Annotated in this window: 21 protein-coding genes and 2 pseudogenes; 13 read left to right on the top strand and 10 right to left on the bottom strand. The window is 67.1% G+C overall.

Features of this window, described 5'->3' with window-relative positions; translation table 11 throughout:
- Positions 1-247, bottom strand: a pseudogene (locus A5663_RS00650) (cytochrome P450); the annotation flags it as partial.
- 98 nt (positions 248-345) lie between these two features.
- Between A5663_RS00650 and A5663_RS00645 the strand changes: the two are divergent.
- Positions 346-1227 carry a mycofactocin-coupled SDR family oxidoreductase gene (locus tag A5663_RS00645; RefSeq protein ID WP_068142977.1) on the top strand — a complete coding sequence of 294 codons (882 nt, stop codon included), beginning with the start codon at positions 346-348 and terminating at the stop codon, positions 1225-1227.
- Here A5663_RS00645 and A5663_RS00640 read toward each other — a convergent pair.
- The gene (locus tag A5663_RS00640) at positions 1224-1880 is read right to left on the bottom strand and encodes a TetR/AcrR family transcriptional regulator (protein WP_068142976.1); all 657 of its coding nucleotides are present in this window, start codon (positions 1878-1880) and stop codon (positions 1224-1226) included. The two genes, A5663_RS00645 and A5663_RS00640, sit on opposite strands and share 4 nt — an antisense overlap.
- Before the next feature lie 86 nt (positions 1881-1966).
- Here A5663_RS00640 and A5663_RS23710 point away from each other — a divergent pair, with 86 nt between their 5' ends.
- Both A5663_RS23710 and A5663_RS00635 read left to right on the top strand, forming a co-directional pair.
- Entirely contained in the window at positions 1967-2095 is a 129-nt protein-coding gene (locus tag A5663_RS23710) for a hypothetical protein (protein WP_255396083.1), read from the top strand.
- Complete coding sequence (locus A5663_RS00635) at positions 2092-2880, top strand: spirocyclase AveC family protein (RefSeq protein WP_068142975.1); 789 nt, start codon at positions 2092-2094, stop codon at positions 2878-2880. Before A5663_RS23710 ends, A5663_RS00635 begins: the two co-directional genes overlap by 4 nt.
- 14 nt (positions 2881-2894) lie before the next feature.
- Here the strand turns inward: A5663_RS00635 and A5663_RS00630 are convergent, their stop codons facing one another.
- The 3 genes from A5663_RS00630 to A5663_RS00620 are packed head-to-tail and all read right to left on the bottom strand — an operon-like array spanning position 2895 to position 5811.
- Positions 2895-3908: a hypothetical protein gene (locus A5663_RS00630; protein ID WP_068142974.1), complete on the bottom strand. Its 1014-nt coding sequence runs from the start codon at positions 3906-3908 to the stop codon at positions 2895-2897.
- Positions 3905-5242 carry a peroxidase gene (locus A5663_RS00625; protein WP_068142981.1) on the bottom strand — a complete coding sequence of 446 codons (1338 nt, stop codon included), beginning with the start codon at positions 5240-5242 and terminating at the stop codon, positions 3905-3907. The genes A5663_RS00630 and A5663_RS00625 overlap by 4 nt, the downstream gene beginning before the upstream one ends.
- 8 nt (positions 5243-5250) lie before the next feature.
- Complete coding sequence (locus A5663_RS00620) at positions 5251-5811, bottom strand: hypothetical protein (RefSeq protein WP_068142973.1); 561 nt, start codon at positions 5809-5811, stop codon at positions 5251-5253.
- Between the two features lie 288 nt (positions 5812-6099).
- Between A5663_RS00620 and A5663_RS22415 the strand changes: the two genes are divergently transcribed.
- From A5663_RS22415 to A5663_RS00605, 4 genes are read left to right on the top strand one after another with little or no spacing between them, the layout of a single operon-like run.
- Positions 6100-6396, top strand: a complete 297-nt coding sequence (locus tag A5663_RS22415) for a hypothetical protein (RefSeq protein WP_082973867.1) — start codon at positions 6100-6102, stop codon at positions 6394-6396.
- Positions 6397-6429: 33 nt separating this feature from the next.
- The gene (locus tag A5663_RS00615; RefSeq protein WP_156744228.1) at positions 6430-6774 is read left to right on the top strand and encodes a heme-binding protein; all 345 of its coding nucleotides are present in this window, start codon (positions 6430-6432) and stop codon (positions 6772-6774) included.
- Positions 6775-6815: 41 nt separating this feature from the next.
- Positions 6816-8036 (top strand): CoA transferase, encoded by a 1221-nt coding sequence (locus A5663_RS00610; RefSeq protein WP_068142971.1) that lies wholly within the window; start codon positions 6816-6818, stop codon positions 8034-8036.
- Positions 8033-8836, top strand: coding sequence for an acyl-CoA thioesterase II (locus tag A5663_RS00605; RefSeq protein WP_068142970.1), 804 nt, complete (start codon positions 8033-8035; stop codon positions 8834-8836). Before A5663_RS00610 ends, A5663_RS00605 begins: the two co-directional genes overlap by 4 nt.
- Here A5663_RS00605 and A5663_RS00600 read toward each other — a convergent pair.
- From A5663_RS00600 to A5663_RS00585, 4 genes are read right to left on the bottom strand one after another with little or no spacing between them, the layout of a single operon-like run.
- Positions 8814-11291: an AMP-binding protein gene (locus A5663_RS00600; RefSeq protein ID WP_068142969.1), complete on the bottom strand. Its 2478-nt coding sequence runs from the start codon at positions 11289-11291 to the stop codon at positions 8814-8816. The two genes, A5663_RS00605 and A5663_RS00600, sit on opposite strands and share 23 nt — an antisense overlap.
- A complete protein-coding gene (locus A5663_RS00595; RefSeq protein WP_068142968.1) occupies positions 11288-12337 on the bottom strand; it encodes an ABC transporter ATP-binding protein in 1050 nt (349 codons plus the stop codon). The genes A5663_RS00600 and A5663_RS00595 overlap by 4 nt, the downstream gene beginning before the upstream one ends.
- Positions 12334-13914 carry an iron ABC transporter permease gene (locus tag A5663_RS00590; protein WP_068142967.1) on the bottom strand — a complete coding sequence of 527 codons (1581 nt, stop codon included), beginning with the start codon at positions 13912-13914 and terminating at the stop codon, positions 12334-12336. Before A5663_RS00590 ends, A5663_RS00595 begins: the two co-directional genes overlap by 4 nt.
- Positions 13915-14931 carry an iron ABC transporter substrate-binding protein gene (locus tag A5663_RS00585; protein WP_068142966.1) on the bottom strand — a complete coding sequence of 339 codons (1017 nt, stop codon included), beginning with the start codon at positions 14929-14931 and terminating at the stop codon, positions 13915-13917. It lies immediately after the preceding gene.
- A 201-nt stretch (positions 14932-15132) separates the two neighbouring features.
- On the opposite strand from A5663_RS00585, the gene A5663_RS00580 reads away from it, so the two are divergent.
- Positions 15133-15504, top strand: a complete 372-nt coding sequence (locus A5663_RS00580) for a heme-binding protein (protein ID WP_068142965.1) — start codon at positions 15133-15135, stop codon at positions 15502-15504.
- On the opposite strand, the gene A5663_RS00575 is transcribed toward A5663_RS00580, so the two are convergent.
- Complete coding sequence (locus A5663_RS00575) at positions 15505-16323, bottom strand: DUF1206 domain-containing protein (RefSeq protein ID WP_068142964.1); 819 nt, start codon at positions 16321-16323, stop codon at positions 15505-15507. It abuts the gene before it with no gap.
- A gap of 137 nt (positions 16324-16460) precedes the next feature.
- Here A5663_RS00575 and A5663_RS00570 point away from each other — a divergent pair, with 137 nt between their 5' ends.
- The 5 genes and pseudogenes from A5663_RS00570 to A5663_RS00550 all read left to right on the top strand — a co-directional run bounded on the left by A5663_RS00570 (position 16461) and on the right by A5663_RS00550 (position 21523).
- Positions 16461-16829 (top strand): YraN family protein, encoded by a 369-nt coding sequence (locus A5663_RS00570; RefSeq protein ID WP_068142963.1) that lies wholly within the window; start codon positions 16461-16463, stop codon positions 16827-16829.
- Positions 16829-18340 (top strand): YifB family Mg chelatase-like AAA ATPase, encoded by a 1512-nt coding sequence (locus tag A5663_RS00565; RefSeq protein WP_068142962.1) that lies wholly within the window; start codon positions 16829-16831, stop codon positions 18338-18340. Before A5663_RS00570 ends, A5663_RS00565 begins: the two co-directional genes overlap by 1 nt.
- Positions 18337-19436 (top strand): annotated as a pseudogene (gene dprA / locus A5663_RS00560) (DNA-processing protein DprA). Before A5663_RS00565 ends, dprA begins: the two are co-directional and overlap by 4 nt.
- A 41-nt stretch (positions 19437-19477) precedes the next feature.
- Positions 19478-20335, top strand: a complete 858-nt coding sequence (locus A5663_RS00555) for a siderophore-interacting protein (protein WP_068142980.1) — start codon at positions 19478-19480, stop codon at positions 20333-20335.
- A 96-nt stretch (positions 20336-20431) separates the two neighbouring features.
- Positions 20432-21523, top strand: coding sequence for a hypothetical protein (locus tag A5663_RS00550; protein ID WP_156744220.1), 1092 nt, complete (start codon positions 20432-20434; stop codon positions 21521-21523).
- Positions 21524-21532: the final 9 nt, after the last annotated feature.

Genomic DNA, 21532 nt, shown 5'->3' with positions numbered 1-21532 from the left:
TGCCCGCCGGCCCGTGATGCTCGGTGCAGATCGTGATGTCGCGCATCCGGTCGAGAATCCTGTTCAACGAGATCCGGCCTTCCGCTCGTGCGAGCGGGGCGCCGGGGCACGAGTGGACACCGCGGATGAACGCGATCTGCTCGCGAACGTTTGCCCGGTCAGGCCGGAATGTGTTGGCATCGGCGAACTTCCGTTCGTCGCGGTTGCAGGCACCGGGAAGCAGCATCACCGTCGTGCCGGCGGGCAACCGCCACTTCACCTACGAGCCGACCTTCATCATGCGGGGGCTCAGCGAACTGCACATCACGTTCACGCCGATCGGCTGATCGATTACAGGAGAACGACATGACCGGAAAGCTCGAGGGCAAGGTCGCTTTCATCACCGGCGCGGCTCGCGGCCAGGGCCGCGCGCACGCGATCGCGATGGCCAGGGAAGGCGCCGACATCATCGCGGTCGACATCTGCCGCGACATCCCGTCGAACCCGTATCCGCTCGCGACACCCGAGGATCTTTCCGAAACCGAGCGTGCGGTCAAGGAAATCGGGCGACGGGTGGTGGCGCGCATCGCCGATGTCCGTGAGCGCCACGAACTGCGGGATGCCGTCGAAGCCGGCGTCGCTGACCTCGGCAAGATCGACATCGTCGTCGCCAACGCGGGCATACTGCCGATGGCGATGGGCAGACCGCACGACGCGATGTCGTTCGTCGATGCCTCCGACGTCGACCTGCTCGGCGTGATGAACACCGTCGCGGTCACGGTTCCACACTTACCCGACGGATCGTCGGTCATCATCACCGGCTCGACGGCAGGGATGATCCGGGGCACCACGGACAACCCGAACATGGGACCCGGTGGCAGGGGTTACGGCTGGAGCAAGCGGGTGCTGATCGAGTATGTCGAAGAGATGTCGATGGCGTTGGCGGAGAGGTTGATTCGTGTCAACGCGATCCACCCCACGAACTGCAACACTCACCTGCTGCAGAACGACGGGATGTACAGCATGTTCCGTCCCGACCTCACCGCCGAGGGCAAGCAGGCCACCCGTGCGGATGCCGAACCGCTGTTCACGATCTTCCAGGCGATGCCCATTCCCTACATCGAACCGGAGGACATGGCGAACCTCGGCGTTTTCCTCGCCAGTGACGACAGCCGCTACATCACCGGCCAGCAGATCCGCGTCGACGCGGGCTCACTGCTCAAGTGGCCCAACGGGCCGGGCGGTTAAGGCCGGTGCAGGAAACCGTGTAGCACCGCCTGGACGAGCTCCTCGACGATCGCCTCACGCGACGGCGGTCGGTTGCCGAAGAAGGTGGAACGCAGGGCCACCATGCCGACGATCATCGCGACCGTCGAGTGTGCGGGCAGATCCGGCTGCTCCGAACGCAATCCGCGCAGCCGGATACCTTCGGCGCTGATCTGACCGAGCAGCGTCAGTGCCCGTCTGATGTCGGCGATGCCGGCACTTTCTATTTCCTCGTCGGTGAGCCCGTCCGAGGCGACAAGGGTCAGCAGCAGGCCCCGGTGCTCGATGAGAACGTCGTAGAGCCGGCCGACGAATTGACGGGACAACTCCTCCTCGTCGGTCTCCTCGGGAACGACGGCTTGCCAGGTATTGCCGAAATCGTCGACGAAGTTCGTGAACGGAAGCACGAGAGCTTCGCGGAAAAGTCCGGCCTTCGAACCGAAGTGGCGGAACAGCAGATACTCCGTGACGCCGGCCGCCTCGGCGATCTCCCGCGTCGTCGTGCTCCGATAGTCGCGGCGCGCGAAGAGATCACGCGCGGCGTCGAGCAGGAGCCGCCGGGCCTCGCCGGGAGGCCTGCGCGCGCCGGGCGCCTCCCCGGCGGATCCCTTCTTCGACGAACGTCGCTGGGGCATGGCAACCGACGATAGCCGTCCCTTGACCGCACGCCGGGTAATAGTGTCCACTATTAATGCGGTAGAGGTGCGGAAGGGGCAGTGTCATGGGTCAACTCATCATGCTGGGAACGCTGTTCGGGTTGATGGCCGTGATCTTCGGCCTGGTGCTGTACTTCGACCCCGAAGCGCGCGGCAACGGTGGTGATGACGCGGTCATGGAGCACGACCGATGAACACCGAGCTGACACCGGCGTTGATCGCCGGACTGTCCTTCGCCTACGTCGGCGGTGTGCTGTTCCTGGCGTTCGGCGTGTACCTGAGCATCCGGCGCGGCCGCATCCACCCGCTGCTGCTCGTGTCCATCTCGGCCATCTCGTTCTCGTGGATCGAGGCACCCTACGACTGGACGATGTACGCCCAGTTCCCGCCCGCGCTTCCGCGGATGCCGTCGTGGTGGCCGTTGAACATGACCTGGGGCGGAGGGCTTCCGTCGTCGGTGCCGATCGGTTACATCGCGTACTTCGTGCTGCCCGCCGTGATCGGGGCCGCGCTCGGACGCCGGCTGATCCGGCGCTTCGGCTGGCGCCGACCCCAGACGCTGCTCGTCGTCGGGCTCCTCGTCGGATTCTGCTGGGCCCTGCTGTTCAACGGGTTCTTCGGGCCACGGCTCGGTGTCTTCTACTACGGCTACGTGATTCCGGGGCTGGCGATCTTCGAGGGAAGCAAGTTCCAGTACCCGATCTACGACGCCATCGCGATGGGTCTGCAGATGATGGTGTTCACCTATCTTCTCGGGCGCACCGACGCTTCGGGCCGCAACGCCATCGAAGTGTGGGCGGACAGCCGGTCGACGAGCCGTGTCGGCTCGTCTCTGCTGTCCATCGCGGCCGTCATCGTCGCCGGACATCTCATGTACGGCGCGGTTTTCGCGCCACACCTCGTGACGAAACTCGGCGGCTACGTGACGTCCGGTCCGACGGAGCAGCTGTTCCCCGGGGTGTCCAACCAGCCCCGGTGAGGTGTAGGTCGCGATCAGCCGGACGGCATCGTTGCGAGGTTGTGCCAGAGGTTGCGCAGGCTGTCGGTGCCGCCGAACAACGTCGTGAAGTGCGTGGAATCGATCAGCACGATGTCACCGGCACGCCGACCGGTCGGCGGCATCCAGATCAGCGCGTTGAACTCGGTATTTCCCGCGGCGGTGAACGGGTGCGGTCTGTTCAGATCGACGCGTTGGCGTCCCAGCACGCGCAGGCTTTCGCTCTCAGGGGCGGTCAACTCGTAGTGGGGTAGGTGCGGGTGGAAGTTGAATGTGGTCACATTGTCGAGCAGTCGCGCCGTGTCCAGATCGCGGAATCCGCTCAGCGGGGCTATTTCTCGGGTGCCCTCGACCACTGCGGGCCGAAGCCCCCAGATGTTGTGCACGGGGACGTCGAGCGCCGTCATCAACGACCTGGTGTATTGGCCGAACCGCTGCTGGCGCGGCACCAGCGGATCGCCGTGGTGTGCGAACTCCACCTGGCGCTGGTCGAAATCGTCGGTGAAGCCGACGTCGTGGTGCGGGGCGAGTAACAGGCAGGTGCCCTCCCGTTGCAGCCATCGCTCGATCGCCTCGATCTCGTCGGCGGTGGCTTCCTGTTGGGACAGGATGTGGTCGAGACCGAACACCATCAGCGTGTCGGTGTCCGCGAGGATCCGCTCGTCGATCGGTAGCGGGTAACCCGCTTGGTCGATGCGCTGGAACACGGCTACCGCGTGGCCGGTGGCCGCGCCGGCGAGCTCCTGGAAGGCCAGTGTCGAACGGTGGAAGAGTTCCAGCGTTCCGGCAATGCCCTGCAGGAAGTGAGCCTCGTCGTATTCGACGGTTTCGTAGTTGGGCCACAACGCGTTTCGCACTTCGGTCATGGTGGAGAACCGGTTGTACATCTCGCCTGGGTCGCGCTGCGCTTCCCACGGGTAGCTCCACGCCCAGTAGATACTGATTCGCCTGTGGCCGTCGTGTCCGCGCGGGATGTGGCCCTGGTTGTACGTGCGGGCGGCGGTGGTCATGCTGCCTCTTTCAGCGTGGCAAGGTACCTCAGGCCGCCTATCCCGGGCAGAAAGAAGTAAGCGCCGCCCCGCAGCGTGGTGAACGCGGGTATTCCCTTGTGCACCTTGCGTATCGGCCGCTTCGGCACGGTGAAGTCGAGCGTGCCGTCCTGCGTCCCGCAGATCGGGTCGTGTTCGTTGCCGAGTTCGTGGAACGTCTTGTCGTTGATCCACACGTTCTGCGCGAACTCGAACTGGCGCACGAGGTCGGCGCAGATGATGAACGCGGCGATGCCGCGATCGACGCCGTCGTCGGGCGCACCGTCGGGCAGTGCGGGGCCGTACGTCGCACCCCGACGGATCATCCGGCGGCGGTTCATGAAATGGGCGGTGTCGCGAGGGTTGAGCCGTCTCGCATGCGAGCCCAGCGGGCATGCGTACCCGAACGGGTCCATTTCCTGGTAGTTGAAGTCGTTGTTGCGCATCGGGTCAGCGCCCAGTTCGGGGTCGTCCTGGTCGGGTGCGAGAACCAGCGGCGCACCGCTTCGCCAGCGTCCCATGAACTTCGCGGCGAGCAACTCCTCATCCTCTGCGTTCTTCGAATTCGCTCTCAGGTAGTCGCGGAACATGCCGACGTGTTCCTGCAGCCGGCGGTAGGCCAGGTAGCTGCCGTTTCGCGACAGCGCCTCGGGCTGAGGGAGGTTGGTCACCGGCCCTTCTTCGTCGGGGTAGCCGAGTATGAATTCGCCCGGCTCGAGTGGCGCGCCGGAGCCGGGCGTCGGCTCTTCACCGGAACCCTTCATCACCGGCTGGGACAACCGGTCACGGAAGCCGAAATGGTCGTGGGCGTAGTTGAACGGCGGGGTCGCGTTGAGGTCGAGATGCGAGAGGCTGCGCACGCCGTCGGTCTGCGTCAGCAGATTGTCGTGCTGCGCGAGAGAGATCCGGCACTGTTCGTCGTCGCGCGCGAAGAGGATGGCAATGGCATGCAACTCGTCGCTCGCCAGCCCGCCGACCCAGTTGTCCGGATGGTTCTCGCCGGAGTCGCCGAGAATGTCTGCACGCGAAGCCATTCCCTCGCGAAACGCGTCGGGGAAGGTGAGCAGCGACTGTTCCGGTACGCCCAGGGCGCGCAACCCCGTCCAGGTGAAGGCCAGCGTGACCCACCGCCGGGTGGTCTCCATTGTCACGGGCACGCTCGCTGCGGACTCGACCTTGTCGAGTAGTGCGGTGAGCCAGGTGCGGCCACCCGCGGGCGTGTCGAAAGTCAGGAATTCGTACCGTCCGGTGATGGCCGGAGTTCGGGTGAGCAGGATGTGCTGGATGTCGTCGAGTTCGAGGTCGCCCACGGTCATCTCGTCGGTCACTGCATCTGGTCGAGCATGGTGGAGAACGCCGCCTTGAGCCGCAACGCCTTCTTGATCTCGTCGGCGGTCACATAGGGATACTCGCCGTACTCCAGGAAGCTGGGAACCTGGTGTTCCCGAACAAATCTCACGAACGCCTCCGGGTTCTCCTTCCAGTCCTCCGGGAAGCCTTCGAGGTTCGTGAACACCGTCGTGATGCCGGTCTGGCTGAACAATTGCACCGCGTCCTCGGTGTATTTGTCGAAGTCGGTGTCGAAGATGCCCTGATACTGGAAGTGCAGTCCAGAACCCACGTCGAACAGTTGCCACCTCAGGTAATGCAGCCGCAGAGGCGCCAGGACGTCCGGACTGCCCGCGACGGCGTCCTCGATCTGTTTGCCGTAGGCCCGGACGGCTTCTTCGCGGCCCTCCTTGACCTTGGCGATGATCGAGAAGCCGTAGCAGGCTGGCGTCTTGGGGAACAGCGGACCGTAGCGGCCGCGTTCGAGTTCGAAGTACCCCTCTTCGGGGATCGCCATCGCGGCCGGCTTGGACCAATCTTGATTATCTCGTGGCATAACACGCCTCTTTCGGAGGAATCCGATGGCCGGACACTAGCACCGGTCGGGCGGCGGGGCACCGGGTTTGCTTTGTACAGGTCACCCTCGTTTTCGGAGTGCAAATCGTGGGAGATTTCGACGGCCGAGCTATCCGGGGTGCGAAAGCCAGCGCGCGAGAAACGTCCCGATATGGCAGATTTGCCGAAATAGGCGGTCAATACATCTACGCTGCGCGAATACCTGCACTCGGTGCTGCCCGAAGCGTCGGCGGTGGTGGAGCGCCTCTGTCAAGAAAGGGGAGCGGCCGTGAAACTCTCACAGCATTACCTGGTCGTCGGAATTGCGGCGACGTTGTGCGCGATCGGGGTCGCGAGCAGCCCTCTCGCCTGGGCGGAGTGCACTAGTGCGGGCGCTGCCACCGTGTGCGCCCAGGGCACAGTGCGCGGAGGCGGGCCCGACGCGCCGCAAGCCGGGCCCGTCTATCCCGGCTACTGCGCCGACCCGTGGTACTGCAGCGACGATTGGGGCATCGACATCGACCTCAACCCGAGGCCGCCCATAGATATCGGACGTCCGGGACGGCCCGTCGTCGGTCCACGCTAGGAGATTGGTCTCATGGAGAGGGAGCTGCCAATGTTGTTTTCACGCACAATAATCGGAGCCGGGGTGCTCGCGGGCGTCGTGCTTTTCGGCGCCGAGGCGACCGCTGCGGCCGACCCGCCGAATTGCACGGCAGCTGATCTGTCCGGTGTGATGTCCGGTGTGTCCGCAGGTACCTCCTCGTACCTGTTCACGCATCCAGACGTCAACGCCTTCTTCACCGGCCTCAAAGGCAAAACGCGGGAACAGATGTCCGCGGAGATCCAGTCATACTTCGACGCGAACCCTCGGGTCCGCGACGAGCTGAGGGCGGTCCGGCAGCCCGCGGCCGACTTCCGCGACCGCTGCGGCGTCGCGATGCCCGATCTGCCGAGGGGCTAGCGACGTCGGCGGCCCTGCTGCCGCCACCTAGACTGTGGGCGATGACCGACACGCCCGATGTGACGCGGCCGCTGGCCGGGGTGCGCATCGTCGAGATCTCCAGTTTCGTCGCGGTCCCGCTGGCAGGGATGACGCTGGCGCAACTCGGTGCGGAGGTGACTCGCGTCGATCCGATCGGCGGCGCCGCCGACTATCGCCGCTGGCCGGTCACTGCCGACGGTGAGAGCATCTACTGGGCGGGTCTGAACAAGGGCAAGCGTTCCGTGGCCGCCGACGTCCGCGCCGGTGACGGTCAGGCGCTGATTCAGCGCTTGATCGCCGAGAGCGGGGTGTTGATCACCAATGTTGCTGGGCGCGAATGGCATTCGTACGAGGCGTTGTCCCGTTTGCGGCCCGATCTGATCCACGTCGAGGTCTCCGGACGCGCCGACGGCGGCACCGGTGTCGACTACACCGTCAACGCCGGCATTGGTTTTCCGCTGGTCACCGGTCCGGCTGAACTGGCGACGCCGGTCAACCACGTGCTGCCGGCATGGGATGTCGCGTGCGGAATCTATACCGCCCTGGCCGTGGTCACTGCGTTGCGGCACCGGGACGCAACCGGGCAGGGCCAGCAGATCAGCATCCCACTGGAGAACGTCGCTCTTGCCACAGCGGGCAATCTCAGTTTGTTCACCGAGGCGATGGTCAACGGCACCGCGCGTGAGCGCATCGGCAATTCGGTGTACGGCCAGTACGGCCAGGACTTCTTGAGCAGCGACGGCGTCTCGTTCATGGTCGTCGCGCTGACCGGCAGACACTTCCGCGACCTCGCCGAAGTCACTGGGACGACGAAAGCTGTTGCCGCACTCGCTGAAACGCTGGATGCTGACTTCACTGACGAAGGTCAGCGGTTCGAGCACCGCGAAGCGCTGACGGGTCTGTTCGGTGAGTGGTTTGCAGCGCACACCGCCGACGAGATCACCGTTGCGCTGTCGGGCACCTCGGTGTTGTGGGAGCGGTACCGCACGTTCGCCGAGGCGGCGACCCAGAAAAGGGTCACCGACAACCCACTCTTCACCCCGCTCGACCAACCTCGCATCGGAACGTATCTGGCTGCCGGACTGCCGATCTCGATCGACGGTCAGTATGCGCCTGCTGTCGCGTCCCCGGCATTGGGTGACGACACGGTCGGTGTGCTGAGCGACTGGCTGGGTCTGTCGGCCGACGAGATCGATCGACTCGTCGCGGCGGGCAGTGTGGCGACGGGCCGCGCCGAGTGAGCCGCCTGCTGGACCTGCTCGAGCTGCGAGGCGGCGGCGACGACGCCTGGATCGGTCCGGCAAGCGGTCCGGAGGGAAAGCGCGCCTACGGTGGTCAGTTCGTTGCGCAGAGTCTGGCGGCTGCGTGGCATACCGTCGAGGCCGACCGGTTGCCCACCAGCATGCACCTGCAGTTCCTGCGTGGGGGCGAAGCCGGCGACGACGTGGAGTACCGCGTGATGAGAGTGTTCGACGGCCGGACGTCGTCGGCCCGCCGGATCGAATCCCGTCAGCAGCAGCGGTTGTTGACGGCGGCGACGGTGTCCTTCGCGTTGCCCGTTCGCGGCCCACAGCACGGGCGCCGACAGTCGATGCCGCACGATCCGGAGTCGCTGCCGCAGACCGGCCCGGCCGGACCGGCGCCGTCCATGCCGCTCGACGAACTCGACATCAGGATTGCCGACGACCGGTCGGCCGGTGGGTTCGTGCGCCGGCTGTGGTGGCGGGCGACCGTACCGCTTCCGGATGACCCGATGCTGCACACCTTGATCGCGGTCTACGTCTGCGACGTCTACATGATCGATCCCGCTCTGCAGGTCCATGGCCACTCGATGATGGCGCGCACACACCGAAGCGGCACAACGGATTCGTCGATCTGGTTTCACCATCCGGTGTCCGCCGACCAGTGGAACCTGCTCGAATCGACGTCGCCCGCTGCGGCACGAGGCCGCGGCGTCGTGACCGCCAGCCTGATCCGCTCCGACGGCGTCGTCGCCGCGACGTTGGCCCAAGAAGGCCTTATCGCGGAGCGGGAATCCTGACCGCGTCTGTGGAAGTGGTCCGCACCCGCCGCCGTAGAGCTGTCACCAGCTGAGTGAGCAGAATGCCGACAGCAAGCGATGCGGCGACTCCGATTCCGGGGTGCGCCTTGAACATCGCGTACACCTGGTAGTGCACAAGATATGTGTACAGCGACGCCTCGGCGAGGACACAGGCCGCGACCGTCAGTGCGGCGGGACAGCGGATCGTCGGCAGCCAGATGACCAGTGTGAGTCCACCGAACCCGAGCAGCCCGCGGGTGAGGCTGTCGAAATACCCGGCCAAGGAGAGCGCCAACACCGCCGTCAGCAGCGCGCGCTGACCGGTCGTCGCGGCTTTCGATGCCGCCCATCCGACGGCGAAGAACCAGAATGCGAGCATCGTGAACCAGGCTTCGCGGCCCAGACCCAGTCCCAGGACGTCGTAGCGCAACGCCAAGCCGATGGCCAGGAACGCCGCAGCGACGGCGAACGGGCGCTGCCGCTCGAGGCGATCCAGCGCCGGAACCCACATCAGTAGCGCCAACGCGACGAGCGTCCACACCAGCACCTCGACGAACCACAGCCGGCCCGCGGTCATGCTGTCGTGAGGGCCCAGAATCTTGTTGGCCAGCAAGAGGTTGGTCCAGGTGTAGTCGTCGGTCATCGACAACGCGAGCGCCACCCACAGCACCGACGGCAGCGCGATCCATCCGATGGTGTTGCGCAGGTGGCGAACTCGGTCGGTGCGCGGCAACGGTGTCAGGCAGAACCGCCCGAAGTTGTATCCGGCGATGCCGAGCAGCAGGTGAGCGCCGCCCCACAGCTCGAACAACCCGGCGTGCGAGCCGACGATCAACACGATCGCGGCGGCGCGCAGTGCCACGCTGGTCTCCAGCGTCGCCGCCCACGGCCGCCTCTGGGGTTTGACGACCGATTCGAGTTCTCGCAACGATCGCCGGTGCCATTCGGCGGGCAGGTGACCGAGCTTGCGTTCCAACCGAACCGACATAGCGACGTAGGTGAGCGAGTTGCCGCCGAGGTCGACGAAGGTGGCGTCGGCGTCGATGCCGGCGGGGTCGAGATGCAGGACGTCGGCGAACAGTTCGCGCAGATTCGCCGCGGGATGTCCGTCGTGCCGGCGCGCCTTCTCGCGCACGGCGCCGTAGTCGGGCTTGCCGGACGCCAGCAACGGCAGTTCGTCGACCGTGACGACTCGGACCGCCGACGCCGGTACACCGGCCACGTCGGCTGCGATGCGTTGGACGTCTCCGGCGCGTGTGCCGGTCGCCGCGACCACGAGCTGGTCGCCGTCGTCCGTGCAGAACGCGGTGATCCCGTCGGCGCTCAGCGCGGACTCGACCCGCTGAAGATCGATGCGCAGGCCGTACATCTTCACGAACCGGCTGGTGCGTCCGACGATCTCGAACATCCCGTCGGAGGCGCGGCGGGCCAGATCCCCCGTGTGCAGTGCTTCCACTGTTTTCCCGAGAGCCAGGTCGGCCGGGCCGTGGGCGTAGCCCATCATCACGTTCGGCCCGCGGTAGACCAGTTCGCCGATCGCATCGCCGGCTCCGTCCGCGCTCGGCTCGATGGTGAACGATCCGCAGGTGATGGGGCGCCCGATCGACTCGGGCCGCGCGAGCGCCAACTCAGGTGGCAGATAGGCCATTCGCGCGGTCGCTTCGGTGGCCCCGTACATCACGAAGAGCTGCCAGCCGCCGGCGCGGGCCTGTTCGGCGAACCGACGAACCCGCTCGGCCGGCATCCGTCCGCCCGCCTGGGTGACGTAGCGCAGGTGGGGCAGGTCCTTCGCATCGAAACCGGTGCGCTCGAGCAGTTCGAACGTGTAGGGCACTCCGGCGAACGAGGTTGCGCGGTGGCGGCGGAACAGCTGCCAGAACCGTTCGTCGGTCACCGAGCGATCGGTGAGGATGAGTCCGGCGCCGCGGATCAGGTGGCTGTTGACGACGGACAGCCCGTAGCAGTATGCGAGCGGCAGTGTCGTTGCGGCGACGTCGGATTCGCCGATACCGAGGTAGTCGGCGATGGCCTCGGAATTGCAGATCAGGTTGGTTCGCGACAGGCGTACCAGCTTCGGTGAGCCGGTGCTGCCCGACGTCGACATCAGCATGGCCAGATCGTCGTGCAATCGGTGCTTGCCGGTGAGACGTCGGTGGTGGACGGCTCCATTGGCGACGACGGTGTCGGGGTCGTACGTCTGCAGCACGGCATCGTGGTTGCGCCCCGCGGGCACGAGAAGCACGACGTGCCGGCCTGCCAGTGCTCCGAGATAATGGACCAGCGTGTCGACGTCGTTGCGGGCCTCGAGCACTATCAACCGTCGGCCGCGGCCGAAGCTGGATGCCGCGGCCGCCACCCGGTCGGCCAGGTCGCCATAGGTGAGTTTCAGCGTATCGGTGTAGACGGCGACGTTGTCACCGTAGGAGCGCAGATGGTCGGTAAGCGATTGCGTCACAACGCGACTCCGCTGCCGATCACCTCGATGTGCACCTTCGTGTCGACAGCAGGCGGATCGAGACTGTGCTGACGCACGACGATCGGGTCCGCACCGCCGGCGGGATCCACGGTCAGCAGCACGTCGTGGCCGAGGAACTCGACGGCCAGCACAGTGCCTGTGCCGTCGAGCCGCTCGGCGTCCGAGACCACGGTGGCGACAAGCTGTTCGGGCCGCAACAGCAATGTGGCGGGACCCGCGGCGCGGGATTGGGCGCCGTGCACCGGAATTCGCCCGAGCGCGCACTCGGCGACCCCGTCGACGACCGTGCAGGGCAGCGAAATGCAGTCACCGAGGAAGGCCGCGGTGAAGTGGTCGCTGGGCTCGCGGTACACCTGCTGGGGCGGGCCGACCTGGGTGAATCGCCCGTCGCGCATCACCGCCACCTGGTCGGCGATGGACAGCGCCTCCTCCTGGTCGTGGGTGACCAGCAGGGTGGTGACGCCGGCGTCGGTGAGCAGGCCCGCGACGGCTTTTCGGGTGGACGCGCGCAATCCCGTGTCGAGTGCGCTGAACGGTTCGTCGAGCAGCATCACGGCCGGTTTGCGGGCCAGCGCACGGGCCAGGGCGACGCGCTGCTGCTGACCGCCCGACAGTTGATGGGGCCGGCGCTTGGCGTAGGACGGGTCGAGCGAAACCGTTTCGAGCAGTTCGTTCACCCGGCGGCGCACATCGGCGCTGCGCCGTGCACCGGTCAGTCCGTAGGCGATGTTCTGGCCGACTGTCAGGTGGGGGAACAGCGCGCCGTCCTGGGCGACGTACCCGACCGCTCGTCTGTGCGGCGCGATCGCGCCGGCCGGGCCGGCCACCTGCCGCCCCGCGATGGTCACCGTGCCGGTGTCGGGGTTCTCAAAGCCGGCGATCAACCGCAGCAGCGTGGTTTTGCCGCAGCCCGACGCTCCGACGACGGCGGTGATGGTCCCCGCGTGCAGGTCGAGGTCGATGTGGTCGAGCACCGTGTGTCCGTTGAACGACTTGCCGAGTCCGCGGGCCTGCAGGATGCTCACAGCGCCGCCGCCTTCGTCGACTGCCGGTACAGCAGCAGCGTGACCGGTATCGCGAGTAGCACCAGAGCCAGCGCGTATGGCGCGGCAGCGGCGTAGTCCAATTCGCTGGAGAACGACCAGAACAGCATCGACAGCGTACGGGTGCCGGTCGGCGCGAGCAGCAGGGTCGCGGTCAATTCCGTTGCCACGGCGACGAAGACGAGGGAGGCCCCGGCCGCCGCGGCGGGCGCGGTCAGCCGTAGCGTCACGCGGAAGAACGTCGCCGTCGGTGAACTGCCCAGTGAGCGGGACGCCTCCTCGAGGCTCGTCGGCACCTGGGCGAGACCGGCCCGGACATTGACCAGCGCGCGCGGCATGAAGAGCAGGACGTAGGCGAACACGATCAGCGCCACGCTCTGATAGAGCGGCCGGGCGAAGTGGATCGAGACGGTCACCAGCGCGAGCGCGGTGACGATGCCGGGAAGCGAGCTGGTCACGTAGTTGGCGCCCTCGACTGCACGGGCCAGGAAGCCGCTGGAGCGCACTGCCACCCACGCGACCGGAAACGCGAGAAGTGTTGTGAGAACCGCTGCGGCCGAGGCCAACCCGATCGTCTGCCCGAGGGCGGGCAGGATCTCGTCGATGTCCCAGACGGCGGCGCCGCCGAGCGACAACCAGCGCACGATGGTCCACACCGGAACTCCGAGGGCCAGCCCCGTGACAGCCAGTAGGGCCGCAAGTGCTGGAATCATGCTGTGCCGCAGCCGGATCGGCATCACAGCGCGTGGCGCTCCCGAGCCGATGCGGGCGAACCGCGAGTTGCCGCGGGCCGCTGCCTCGGCGGTGAGCAGCGCCAGGCATAGCAGTACGAGCACGCCCGCGAGCATGCTGCCTGCTGCGCCATCGAAGGTGGCTTGGAACTGCTGGAAGATCGCGACGGTGAAGGTGTCGAAGCGCACCATTGCGAACGCGCCGAATTCGGCGAGCAGGTGCACGCCGACCAGCAGCGCGCCACCGAGGATCGCGAGCCGCAACTGCGGTAGCACGACCCGGAAGAAGACCCCGGCCGAGTCCGATCCGAGCGCGCGCGCCGACTCCTCGACGGCCGGGTCGAGCCTGCGCAACGTCGCGGCGGCCGGCAGGTACATGAAGGGGAAGTACGACAACGTGGTGACCAGCACCCCGGCCCACAACCCGTGCAGCGACGGTATGGTCCCGACCCACGCGTAGCTGTTGACGAACGCCGGAATCGCCAGCGGCGCAACGAACAACGGGCGCCACACACTACGCCCGGGCACATCCGTTCGCTCAACGAGCCATGCCAGGCCGACTCCGATGACCACGCACAGGGGAACCGTGATGAAGAGCAGCGCGACCGTGTTGACGAGCAGCTCCCCGACACGCGGACGAACGATCAGTTCGTAGGCACGGGTCCATCCGACCGAAACTGCCGCCCACGCCACGTATCCGAGGGGGATGAAGGTCGCTGCGACGAGAACGGCGACCGTCACCGAAACGAGCGGACCCGGCCGGGCTGCCTTGTCGGACCGCGACAGCGGCGCCGCGGGAGGTGGAACGGGAGGAGCGGCGGCGACCACCTACAGCAAGCCAGCCTTCGTCATGAGGTCGGTCACCTTCTGTGCATCCAGCTCCGACGGGTTGACGTTGGGTGCCTGCAGCGTGTTCAGCGGGGGCAGCGCGGAATTCGCGGGCACGGCGCTGGCCACGGGGTACTCGAACGAGGCGCCGTTCTCGAGCACCTCCTGTCCGGCCTTGCCGGTGACGAACCGGATGAACTGCTGCGCCTCGTCCATCTTGTCGGTGGAGGCGAGCACCCCGCCGCCGGACAAGCTGACGAAGGCGCCGGGGTCTTGGTTCTTGAAGTAATGCAGCGCTGTATTGCCGCTCATCTCTTTGGTTTTCGCCTGATCGCGGAACCAGTAGTAGTGGTAGATGACGCCGCCGTCGACCTCGCCGGCGTTGACGGCCTTCAGCGTCGCGATGTTGTCGCTGTACAGCTTGGCGTTGGCCTTCATCGCGGACAGCCACTGCGCGGTCGCGGATTCGCCCTTGAGCTGGAGCAGTGCCGCGACGATCGCCTGGAAGTCGGCCTTGGTCGGCGGCGCACCCCATCGGCCCTTCCACTGGGGCTGCTGCAGGTCGAGCAGGGACTTCGGCAGTTGGTCGGGTTGCAGCCTGGCGGTGTTGTAGACGAACACGGTGGTACGGGCGGCGACCCCGGTCCACTTGCCGTCCGGCGGCCGGTATTGCGGCGGAACCTGGTTGAGGGTCTCCGGGTCGAGGTCGGCGAAGAGACCGGCACGCTCGACGGCAGCCATTGCCGGCGAGTTCTCGGTCAGGAAGATGTCGGCCGGCGAGGCTTTCCCTTCTGCCACAAGCTGATTGCCGAGTTCGGTGTCGCCCCCCTGGCGGTAGGTGACCTTGATACCGGTCTCCTTGGTGAAGGCGTCGATCCATTCTTTGGTCAGCGACTCGTGCTGGGCGTTGTAGATCAACAACTCGTCGCTGTCCTGCGAACCCGAGCAAGCCGTGGCGGAGGCCGTCAGGGCGAAGACCGACAACAGCGCAGCGATCCGCCTCCACCGTGCGCGCATTCACAGGATCCTTTCGCCGTCGGTGCAGGTCAGATCGCAAGAGCTTTAGCTGAGGTTTACCTAATCGAACATACCCTTTCGGCACTGGCGCCCGGTCTCGTGTGGCCGTTATTCGCCGCCACGCCCGCGCAGGGTCCGTCAGCGCGGTACGTTTGCCGGGATGGGGCAGAGGCCCGCGGCGCGGACACCGGAGGTGGACGGATGAACGTATCCAGGGCAGCGGTGTTGGCCGGCGCGGTTACCGTAGGCGTGGTCGGCGCGTTGTGCGCCGCGCCAACGGCGGGTGCGGCGCCGTGCACCGCGAGCGGTCTGGCGACCACGGCCAGCGGTGTGCTCGCGCAAGCCGGCGGATACCTCGAGGCGCATCCTGGCGCCAACGATGTGCTGACCGCGGCGGCGAGCCAGCCGCCCGAGCAGGCGAAAGGTGCGGTGCGGGCGTACTTCATGGCTCACCCGAACGAGTACCTCGACCTGCAGCGGATCGTTGGTCCGCTGACGGGCATGCGTGATCAGTGTGGGATTGCGGTCAGTCCCGGGCAGTTCGCGACACTGTTCGACGCCATGGGCGGATAGTCACATCCTTCCGTGGCGGGCGCGCACGAAGTTGTAGACGCCGAACGCCGCGATTCCGATCGCCGCTAACACGAGGAGAATCCGGCCGAACGGCGCCTGTCCGAGCGTCTTGACGGCCGCGTCGAGTCCTGTTGCCTTGGCGGGATCGGCTTGCAGCGTGGCCACGATGACGAGCAGGCCCGCCCCGGCGAGCACCAGGCCTTTCGCCACGTAGCCGGTGATCCCGACGGCGGCGACGCCGGTGCCGCCGGAGACGCGCAGGTCTTTGAAGAATTTCTTCGCCACGCCCTTGTAGACGTGGTAGCCCCCGACAGCGATCAGCCCCAGCCCTATCGCGATCAGCACCGCCTTGCCCCAGCCGGATTCCATCATCTGCCCGCTGAGGCCGGCGTTCTGCTGACTGCTCTGTTGCCCGCTGCCCATGGCGAAACGCGCGGCGGAGAGCGCGATGGCGACGTTCACCGCGGCGAGCCCCAGGGATTTCGCCCGCTTCCACGCCGGGGTGTCGTCGTTGTGCGGCCCCGCACCCTCACCGGGTTTGGAGCCGAGGATCGCTTCCGCGATCCGCCACAGGCCCAGCGCCGCCAGCCCCGCGGCGACGACCCACAACAGCACCGCGCCACCCGTCTGCTGCGCCAGCGTCGCCAACGCGCCGGACTGGTCGGCGTTGCCTCCCGAGCCCAGCGCGATCCGCAGGATCAGATAGCCGACGAGAAGATGCAGCACGCCGCTGATCGCAAAGCCGGCACGCGCGGTGTACTCGAACGCGTCACTGTCGGTGGCGCGGTCGGCGATGCCCTGCAATGACTTGTCGGCCATGCCGGCGAGTACCCGCTTTTTGACGCGGGGGAAACCGGATTTGCGCGGATTGGGGATGAATCGCCGGTTGGGGATAACTGGCGCTGATGAGACCCGAACTGCGGTGAGGTGTCGGCCGGCACCGTCAGGGTGAGGCCATGACTCCGTTGACCCGTGCCGAGATCGGCGCTTTGGGAGAGGAACTCGCCGTCGAACACCTACGGTCGCTCGGCCTGCGAGTGCTCGACCGCAATTGGCGATGCCGGTACGGCGAACTGGATGTGGTCGTCGCCGACGACGCGGCCCGAATCGCGGTGTTCGTCGAAGTGAAGACCCGCACCGGCGATCAGTTCGGCGGTGTCGAACAGGCCGTGACACCCCGGAAAGTGCGCCGGCTGCGGCTTCTCACCGGGCTGTGGCTGGCGGCGCAGGACGCCGCCTGGTCGCAGGTCCGCATCGACGTGGTCGGTGTGCGGATCGGCAGGCAGCGCACGCCTGAGATCACCCACCTGCAGGGGGTGGGTTGATGGCACTGGGACGGGCCTACTCGGTGGCGGTCCGCGGACTCGACGGGCAGCTCGTCGAGATCGAAGCCGACATCGCCGCAGGGCTGCCCGGAGTTCACCTCGTCGGACTCGCCGATGTGGCCCTGCAGGAGTCGCGCGACCGGGTCCGTGCGGCGATCACCAACTGCGGCAACTCCTGGCCGATGACGCGGCTGACGCTGGCGCTCTCCCCGGCGACGCTGCCGAAGATGGGCTCGGTGTACGACCTGGCGCTGGCCCTGTCGGTGCTCTCGGCCGAAAAGAAGCAACAGTGGCCGCGGCTCGGAAAGACGGTCCTGCTTGGCGAACTGGCGCTCGACGGACGGGTGCGGCCGGTCAAGGGCGTGCTGCCGGCGGTGCTGGCGGCAAAGCGCGAGGGATGGCCCGCGGTGGTCGTGCCGATGGACAACCTCGCCGAAGCATGTCTGGTGGACGGGATCGACGTGTACGGGGTACGCACACTGCGACAGCTGCAGGCTTGGATCAAGGGCAAGGGCACACTCAAACCGCGGATCGAGTCAGCGTCGTCGCCGCAGGAGCCCGCGGCCGATCTCGCCGACGTGATCGGTCAGACCCAGGCCAAGTACGCGGTCGAGGTCGCCGCGGCCGGCGGGCACCATCTGATGCTGACCGGTCCGCCCGGCGTGGGCAAAACCATGTTGGCGCAACGCCTCCCGGGCCTCCTGCCCCAACTCCTTGAGGGCGAGGCGCTGGAGGTGACAGCGATCCACTCGGTGGCCGGCCTGCTGTCAGGCAGCACGCCGCTGATCACCCGGCCGCCGTTCGTGGCGCCGCACCACACATCGAGCGTTGCGGCGATGGTCGGCGGCGGTACCGGAATGGCGCGCCCCGGAGCGGTAAGCCGAGCGCACCGCGGGGTGCTTTTCCTGGACGAATGCGCGGAGATCGGCACCAGCGTCCTCGAGGCGTTGCGAACTCCGTTGGAGGACGGGGAGATTCGGCTGGCCCGCCGCGACGGTGTCGCGTGTTACCCGGCGCGGTTCCAACTGGTGCTGGCGGCCAATCCGTGTCCGTGCGCGCCGCCCAATCCCGGTGACTGCATCTGCAGCGGACACGACAGGCGCCGTTATCTCGGCAAGCTCTCCGGACCCCTGATCGACCGGGTGGATCTGCGGGTGGAGATGCATTCGCTGCGGGCGGGTGCGATCGTCGCGCAGGACGGCGAGTCGACCGCAGCGGTGCGCAGCCGGGTCGCCGCGGCGCGGGAGGCTGCCGCCGCGCGCTGGCGTCCGCACGGTATCTCCACCAACGCCGAAGTCAGTGGCTCGCTGCTGCGCCGAAGGTTCCGGCTGCCCGCGGCGGTCATGAAGCCGCTGCACGTCGCGCTCGACCGCGGTGTGCTCAGCGTCCGCGGGATGGACCGAACGATGCGGGTCGCGTGGTCATTGTCTGACTTGGCAGGCAGGACGTCACCGAACCTCGAGGACGTGACCGCGGCGCTGAGCTTCCGGCAAGGGGGGAACGTGCGATGACCGACGAAGTGACTTCGGCGTGGGCCTATCTGTCGCGGGTGGTTGAGCCGCCGTGCCCGGAACTGGCGGCGCTGGCGGCGAAGGTCGGTGCTGTCGAGGCGGCAGAGCGGGTGCGACGCGGCGAAGCAGGAGAGCGAATCGATCGGCACGCCGAGGCGCGTCGCGATATCGATTGTGCTGCAGAAGATCTCGCTGTGCTGGCCCGGCTGGGCGGGCGACTGGTCACGGCGGACGACGAAGAGTGGCCACTGTTGGCGTTCGCCGCGTTCAGGGGTATCGGCGACCGGCGACCGCAAGGCCATCCGCCGATGGCGTTGTGGGTCGTCGGGGGCGCGGCGCTCGACGAGGTCGCCTACCGGGCGGCGGCCGTGGTGGGGACTCGAGCCGCGACGGCGTATGGAGAGTTCGTCGCGGCCGATCTGGTCGCCGGGCTCGCGGGACGCGACGTCGCGGTGGTGTCGGGCGGCGCGTACGGGATCGACGGGGCGGCGCACCGCTCGGCCCTGGCCGCCGACGGGTTGACCGTCGCGGTGCTCGCCGGCGGCATCGATGTCCCGTATCCGGCAGGACATACGTCGCTCCTGCGACGGGTCGCGGAGCGGGGTCTGGTGCTCAGTGAATATCCGCCCGGCGTGCGGCCCGCGCGCCACCGGTTCCTGACCCGCAACCGACTGGTCGCATCGCTGGCCGGTGCCACCGTGGTCGTGGAAGCCGGCGCTCGCAGTGGTGCGGCCAACACCGCGGCCTGGGCGCGCGCGCTCGGGCGCGTGGTGTGCGCGGTGCCCGGACCGGTCACGTCGTCGGCATCCGTCGGATGCCACGCGCTGCTCCGGGAGGGAGCGCGCCTGGTGACTCGACAGGTTGAGCGACGCCGACAAACGGGTGTACGACGCGCTTCCGCGCCGCGGGTGGCGCACCGCCGACGAGATCGCGGTGGCCTCCGGCCTGCCGGCCCGTCAGGTGCTCGGTCCGCTCGCGAGCCTCGAACTCTGCGGCCTGTTGGTGTGCCGGGACGGCCGGTGGAAGCTGGCGGCCCGGCCGCAAGGCGGCACGACGTAGCGCCCTGGTCAGGCTCATCCGCTCGTATAGTCGATAAGACCGACTAATGATCTGGTCGGCAGGAGTTTGGAGGATCACGTGGCAGGGCGTCCGATACACACCTTCGAGGTGGTGCGTACCGAGCGGTTGACACCGCATCTCATCCGTCTCGTGCTCGGTGGGGAGGGATTCGACACCTTCACGCCGAACGAGTTCACCGACGCTTACGTGAAGATCGCGATCGTGAACCCGGCCATCGACGTGGCCGGCCTGCCGCAACCGCTGACCCTGGACAGCTTCTCGTCGCTGCCGCCGGAGCAGCGGCCGACCGTGCGCACCTACACCGTGCATCACGTCGATCCCGAGCGCCGCGAGATCTACATCGACTTCGTGGTCCACGGGGAGCACGGTGTCGCCGGACCGTGGGCGGCCGCCGCGACTCCCGGTCAACCCGCCTATCTGATGGGGCCCAGCGGCGCGTATGCGCCCGACCCGGCCGCGGACTGGCACTTGATGGCCGGCGACGAAGCGGCGGTACCGGCGATCAGCGCTGCGTTGGAGGCGTTGCCCGACGACGCGATCGGCACCGTGTTGATCGAAGTCGCCGGCCCCGACGACGAGGTCCCGTTGAAGAAGCCCGACGGCGTCGAGGTGCGCTGGATCTACCGCGGCGGCCGGGCCGACCTGGTACCCGAGGATGTGGCCGGCGACAACGCGCCGCTGATCGCCGCGGTCAAGGAGACGCCGTGGCTGGCAGGGCAGGTGCAGGTCTTCATCCACGGCGAGGCGCAGACGGTTATGCACAACCTGCGGCCCTACATCCGCAAGGAACGCGGCGTCCCGGCCAAGTGGGCGTCGTCGATTTCCGGATATTGGCGTCGAGGCCGCACGGAGGAGACGTTTCGCCAGTGGAAGGCCGAACTGGCCAAGGCCGAAGCCGGCACTGAGGCGGGTTAGACCCGGCCGCGCTCACGACCGAATGATCGACGCAGCAAATTCAAAAAAGTGACGGAAGTCCCTTGATCCCGGGTTGCGCCGCTGCCAATACTGTTTGTGTCCGCATTCGCGACAAACAGTATTCGGGGCATTAGGGGGATCATCATGGCAAACGCAAAGTACGTCGGGCGCGTCGGCGCGCTAGCGGTCGCGCTGGGCATCGGCGTCGGGCTGACCTCGACGCCGTGGGTGGCTGCAGCCAAGCCGCACGATGACACGAGCTCGTCGACCGGGGAGTCCGCGCAGGCGGCGCCCAAGCCAGCCAAGAACGTGGCCGTTTCCAAGAACGGTGTGGAGAAGAAACGAAGCGGCACCGCGACCGCCTTCACCCCGGAAGGCAGCACCGGCACAAAAGCCAAGGCCAGAGGCGACGGCGCTACAGCGAGCGTGGACAGCGGCAACAACAGCAGCGCCACCGCCACCGGTGATGGTGCCAATGCGACGGCGGCCGGCGGCGCCAAGAACAAGGCCAAGGCCAACGGTGACAACAGCACCGCTGTCGCGGGTTCCGGCACCGGCAGCAACAACAACACCGCCTCCGCCAGAGGTGAAAACAGCGCCGCTTACGCAGGCGCTGACGGCACGGGCAACAGCAACAACACCGCGACCGCCACCGGCGACAACAACCTGGCGAGCGCGGGATCCTTCGGCGACAACAACACCAACAACACCGCCACAGCCACCGGCGACAACACCTTCGCCTTCGCCGGCGGCGGCACGACACCGGAGTTCGGTGGCGATCCGGGCAGCAACAGCAGTGGCAACGTCGCGACCGCCACCAATACGGGCAGCAGCGACAGCTTTGTCCTGGCCGGGGCCGGCGTGAGCGGCAACGGCAACACGAACAACACCGCCACTGCCACGAACAGCGGCAGCACCGGCGACTTCGGCCTCGTGGCCGACGCCGGCACCAACGGCGACAACAACAGCGGCAACAATGCGTCTGTAACCAACACCGCAAACGACGCGACGATGACCGCCGCGGCCGGGGCTGGAGGCAGCAGCAATACGAACAACACCGCGACCGGTACGAACAGCGTCGACGGCACTGATACCAACGCCTACGCGGGCTCATTGAGCGACGGCAACAACGGCTACAGCGCCACGGCATCCAACGGAGGCACCGACATCGAGCCGCCGGCGAACTAGTCGAGGACA

This window comes from Mycobacterium sp. E740 (assembly GCF_001672895.1).
In the GTDB taxonomy this organism is placed as follows: Bacteria; Actinomycetota; Actinomycetes; order Mycobacteriales; family Mycobacteriaceae; genus Mycobacterium.
Note: the sequence above shows the minus strand (reverse complement) of the source record. Positions and strands in the feature narration are given on the sequence as shown.

Coding starts and splice junctions, on each gene's coding strand:
- A5663_RS00580 (WP_068142965.1), top strand. CDS start 15,133: ATGAACGTATCCAGGGCAGCGGTGTTGGCCGGCGCGGTTACCGTAGGC.
- A5663_RS00575 (WP_068142964.1), bottom strand. CDS start 16,323: ATGGCCGACAAGTCATTGCAGGGCATCGCCGACCGCGCCACCGACAGT.
- A5663_RS00625 (WP_068142981.1), bottom strand. CDS start 5,242: ATGACCGTGGGCGACCTCGAACTCGACGACATCCAGCACATCCTGCTC.
- A5663_RS00565 (WP_068142962.1), top strand. CDS start 16,829: ATGGCACTGGGACGGGCCTACTCGGTGGCGGTCCGCGGACTCGACGGG.
- A5663_RS00620 (WP_068142973.1), bottom strand. CDS start 5,811: ATGCCACGAGATAATCAAGATTGGTCCAAGCCGGCCGCGATGGCGATC.
- A5663_RS00640 (WP_068142976.1), bottom strand. CDS start 1,880: ATGCCCCAGCGACGTTCGTCGAAGAAGGGATCCGCCGGGGAGGCGCCC.
- A5663_RS00635 (WP_068142975.1), top strand. CDS start 2,092: ATGAACACCGAGCTGACACCGGCGTTGATCGCCGGACTGTCCTTCGCC.
- A5663_RS00585 (WP_068142966.1), bottom strand. CDS start 14,931: ATGCGCGCACGGTGGAGGCGGATCGCTGCGCTGTTGTCGGTCTTCGCC.
- A5663_RS23710 (WP_255396083.1), top strand. CDS start 1,967: ATGGGTCAACTCATCATGCTGGGAACGCTGTTCGGGTTGATGGCCGTG.
- A5663_RS00610 (WP_068142971.1), top strand. CDS start 6,816: ATGACCGACACGCCCGATGTGACGCGGCCGCTGGCCGGGGTGCGCATC.
- A5663_RS00645 (WP_068142977.1), top strand. CDS start 346: ATGACCGGAAAGCTCGAGGGCAAGGTCGCTTTCATCACCGGCGCGGCT.
- A5663_RS00570 (WP_068142963.1), top strand. CDS start 16,461: ATGACTCCGTTGACCCGTGCCGAGATCGGCGCTTTGGGAGAGGAACTC.
- A5663_RS00630 (WP_068142974.1), bottom strand. CDS start 3,908: ATGACCACCGCCGCCCGCACGTACAACCAGGGCCACATCCCGCGCGGA.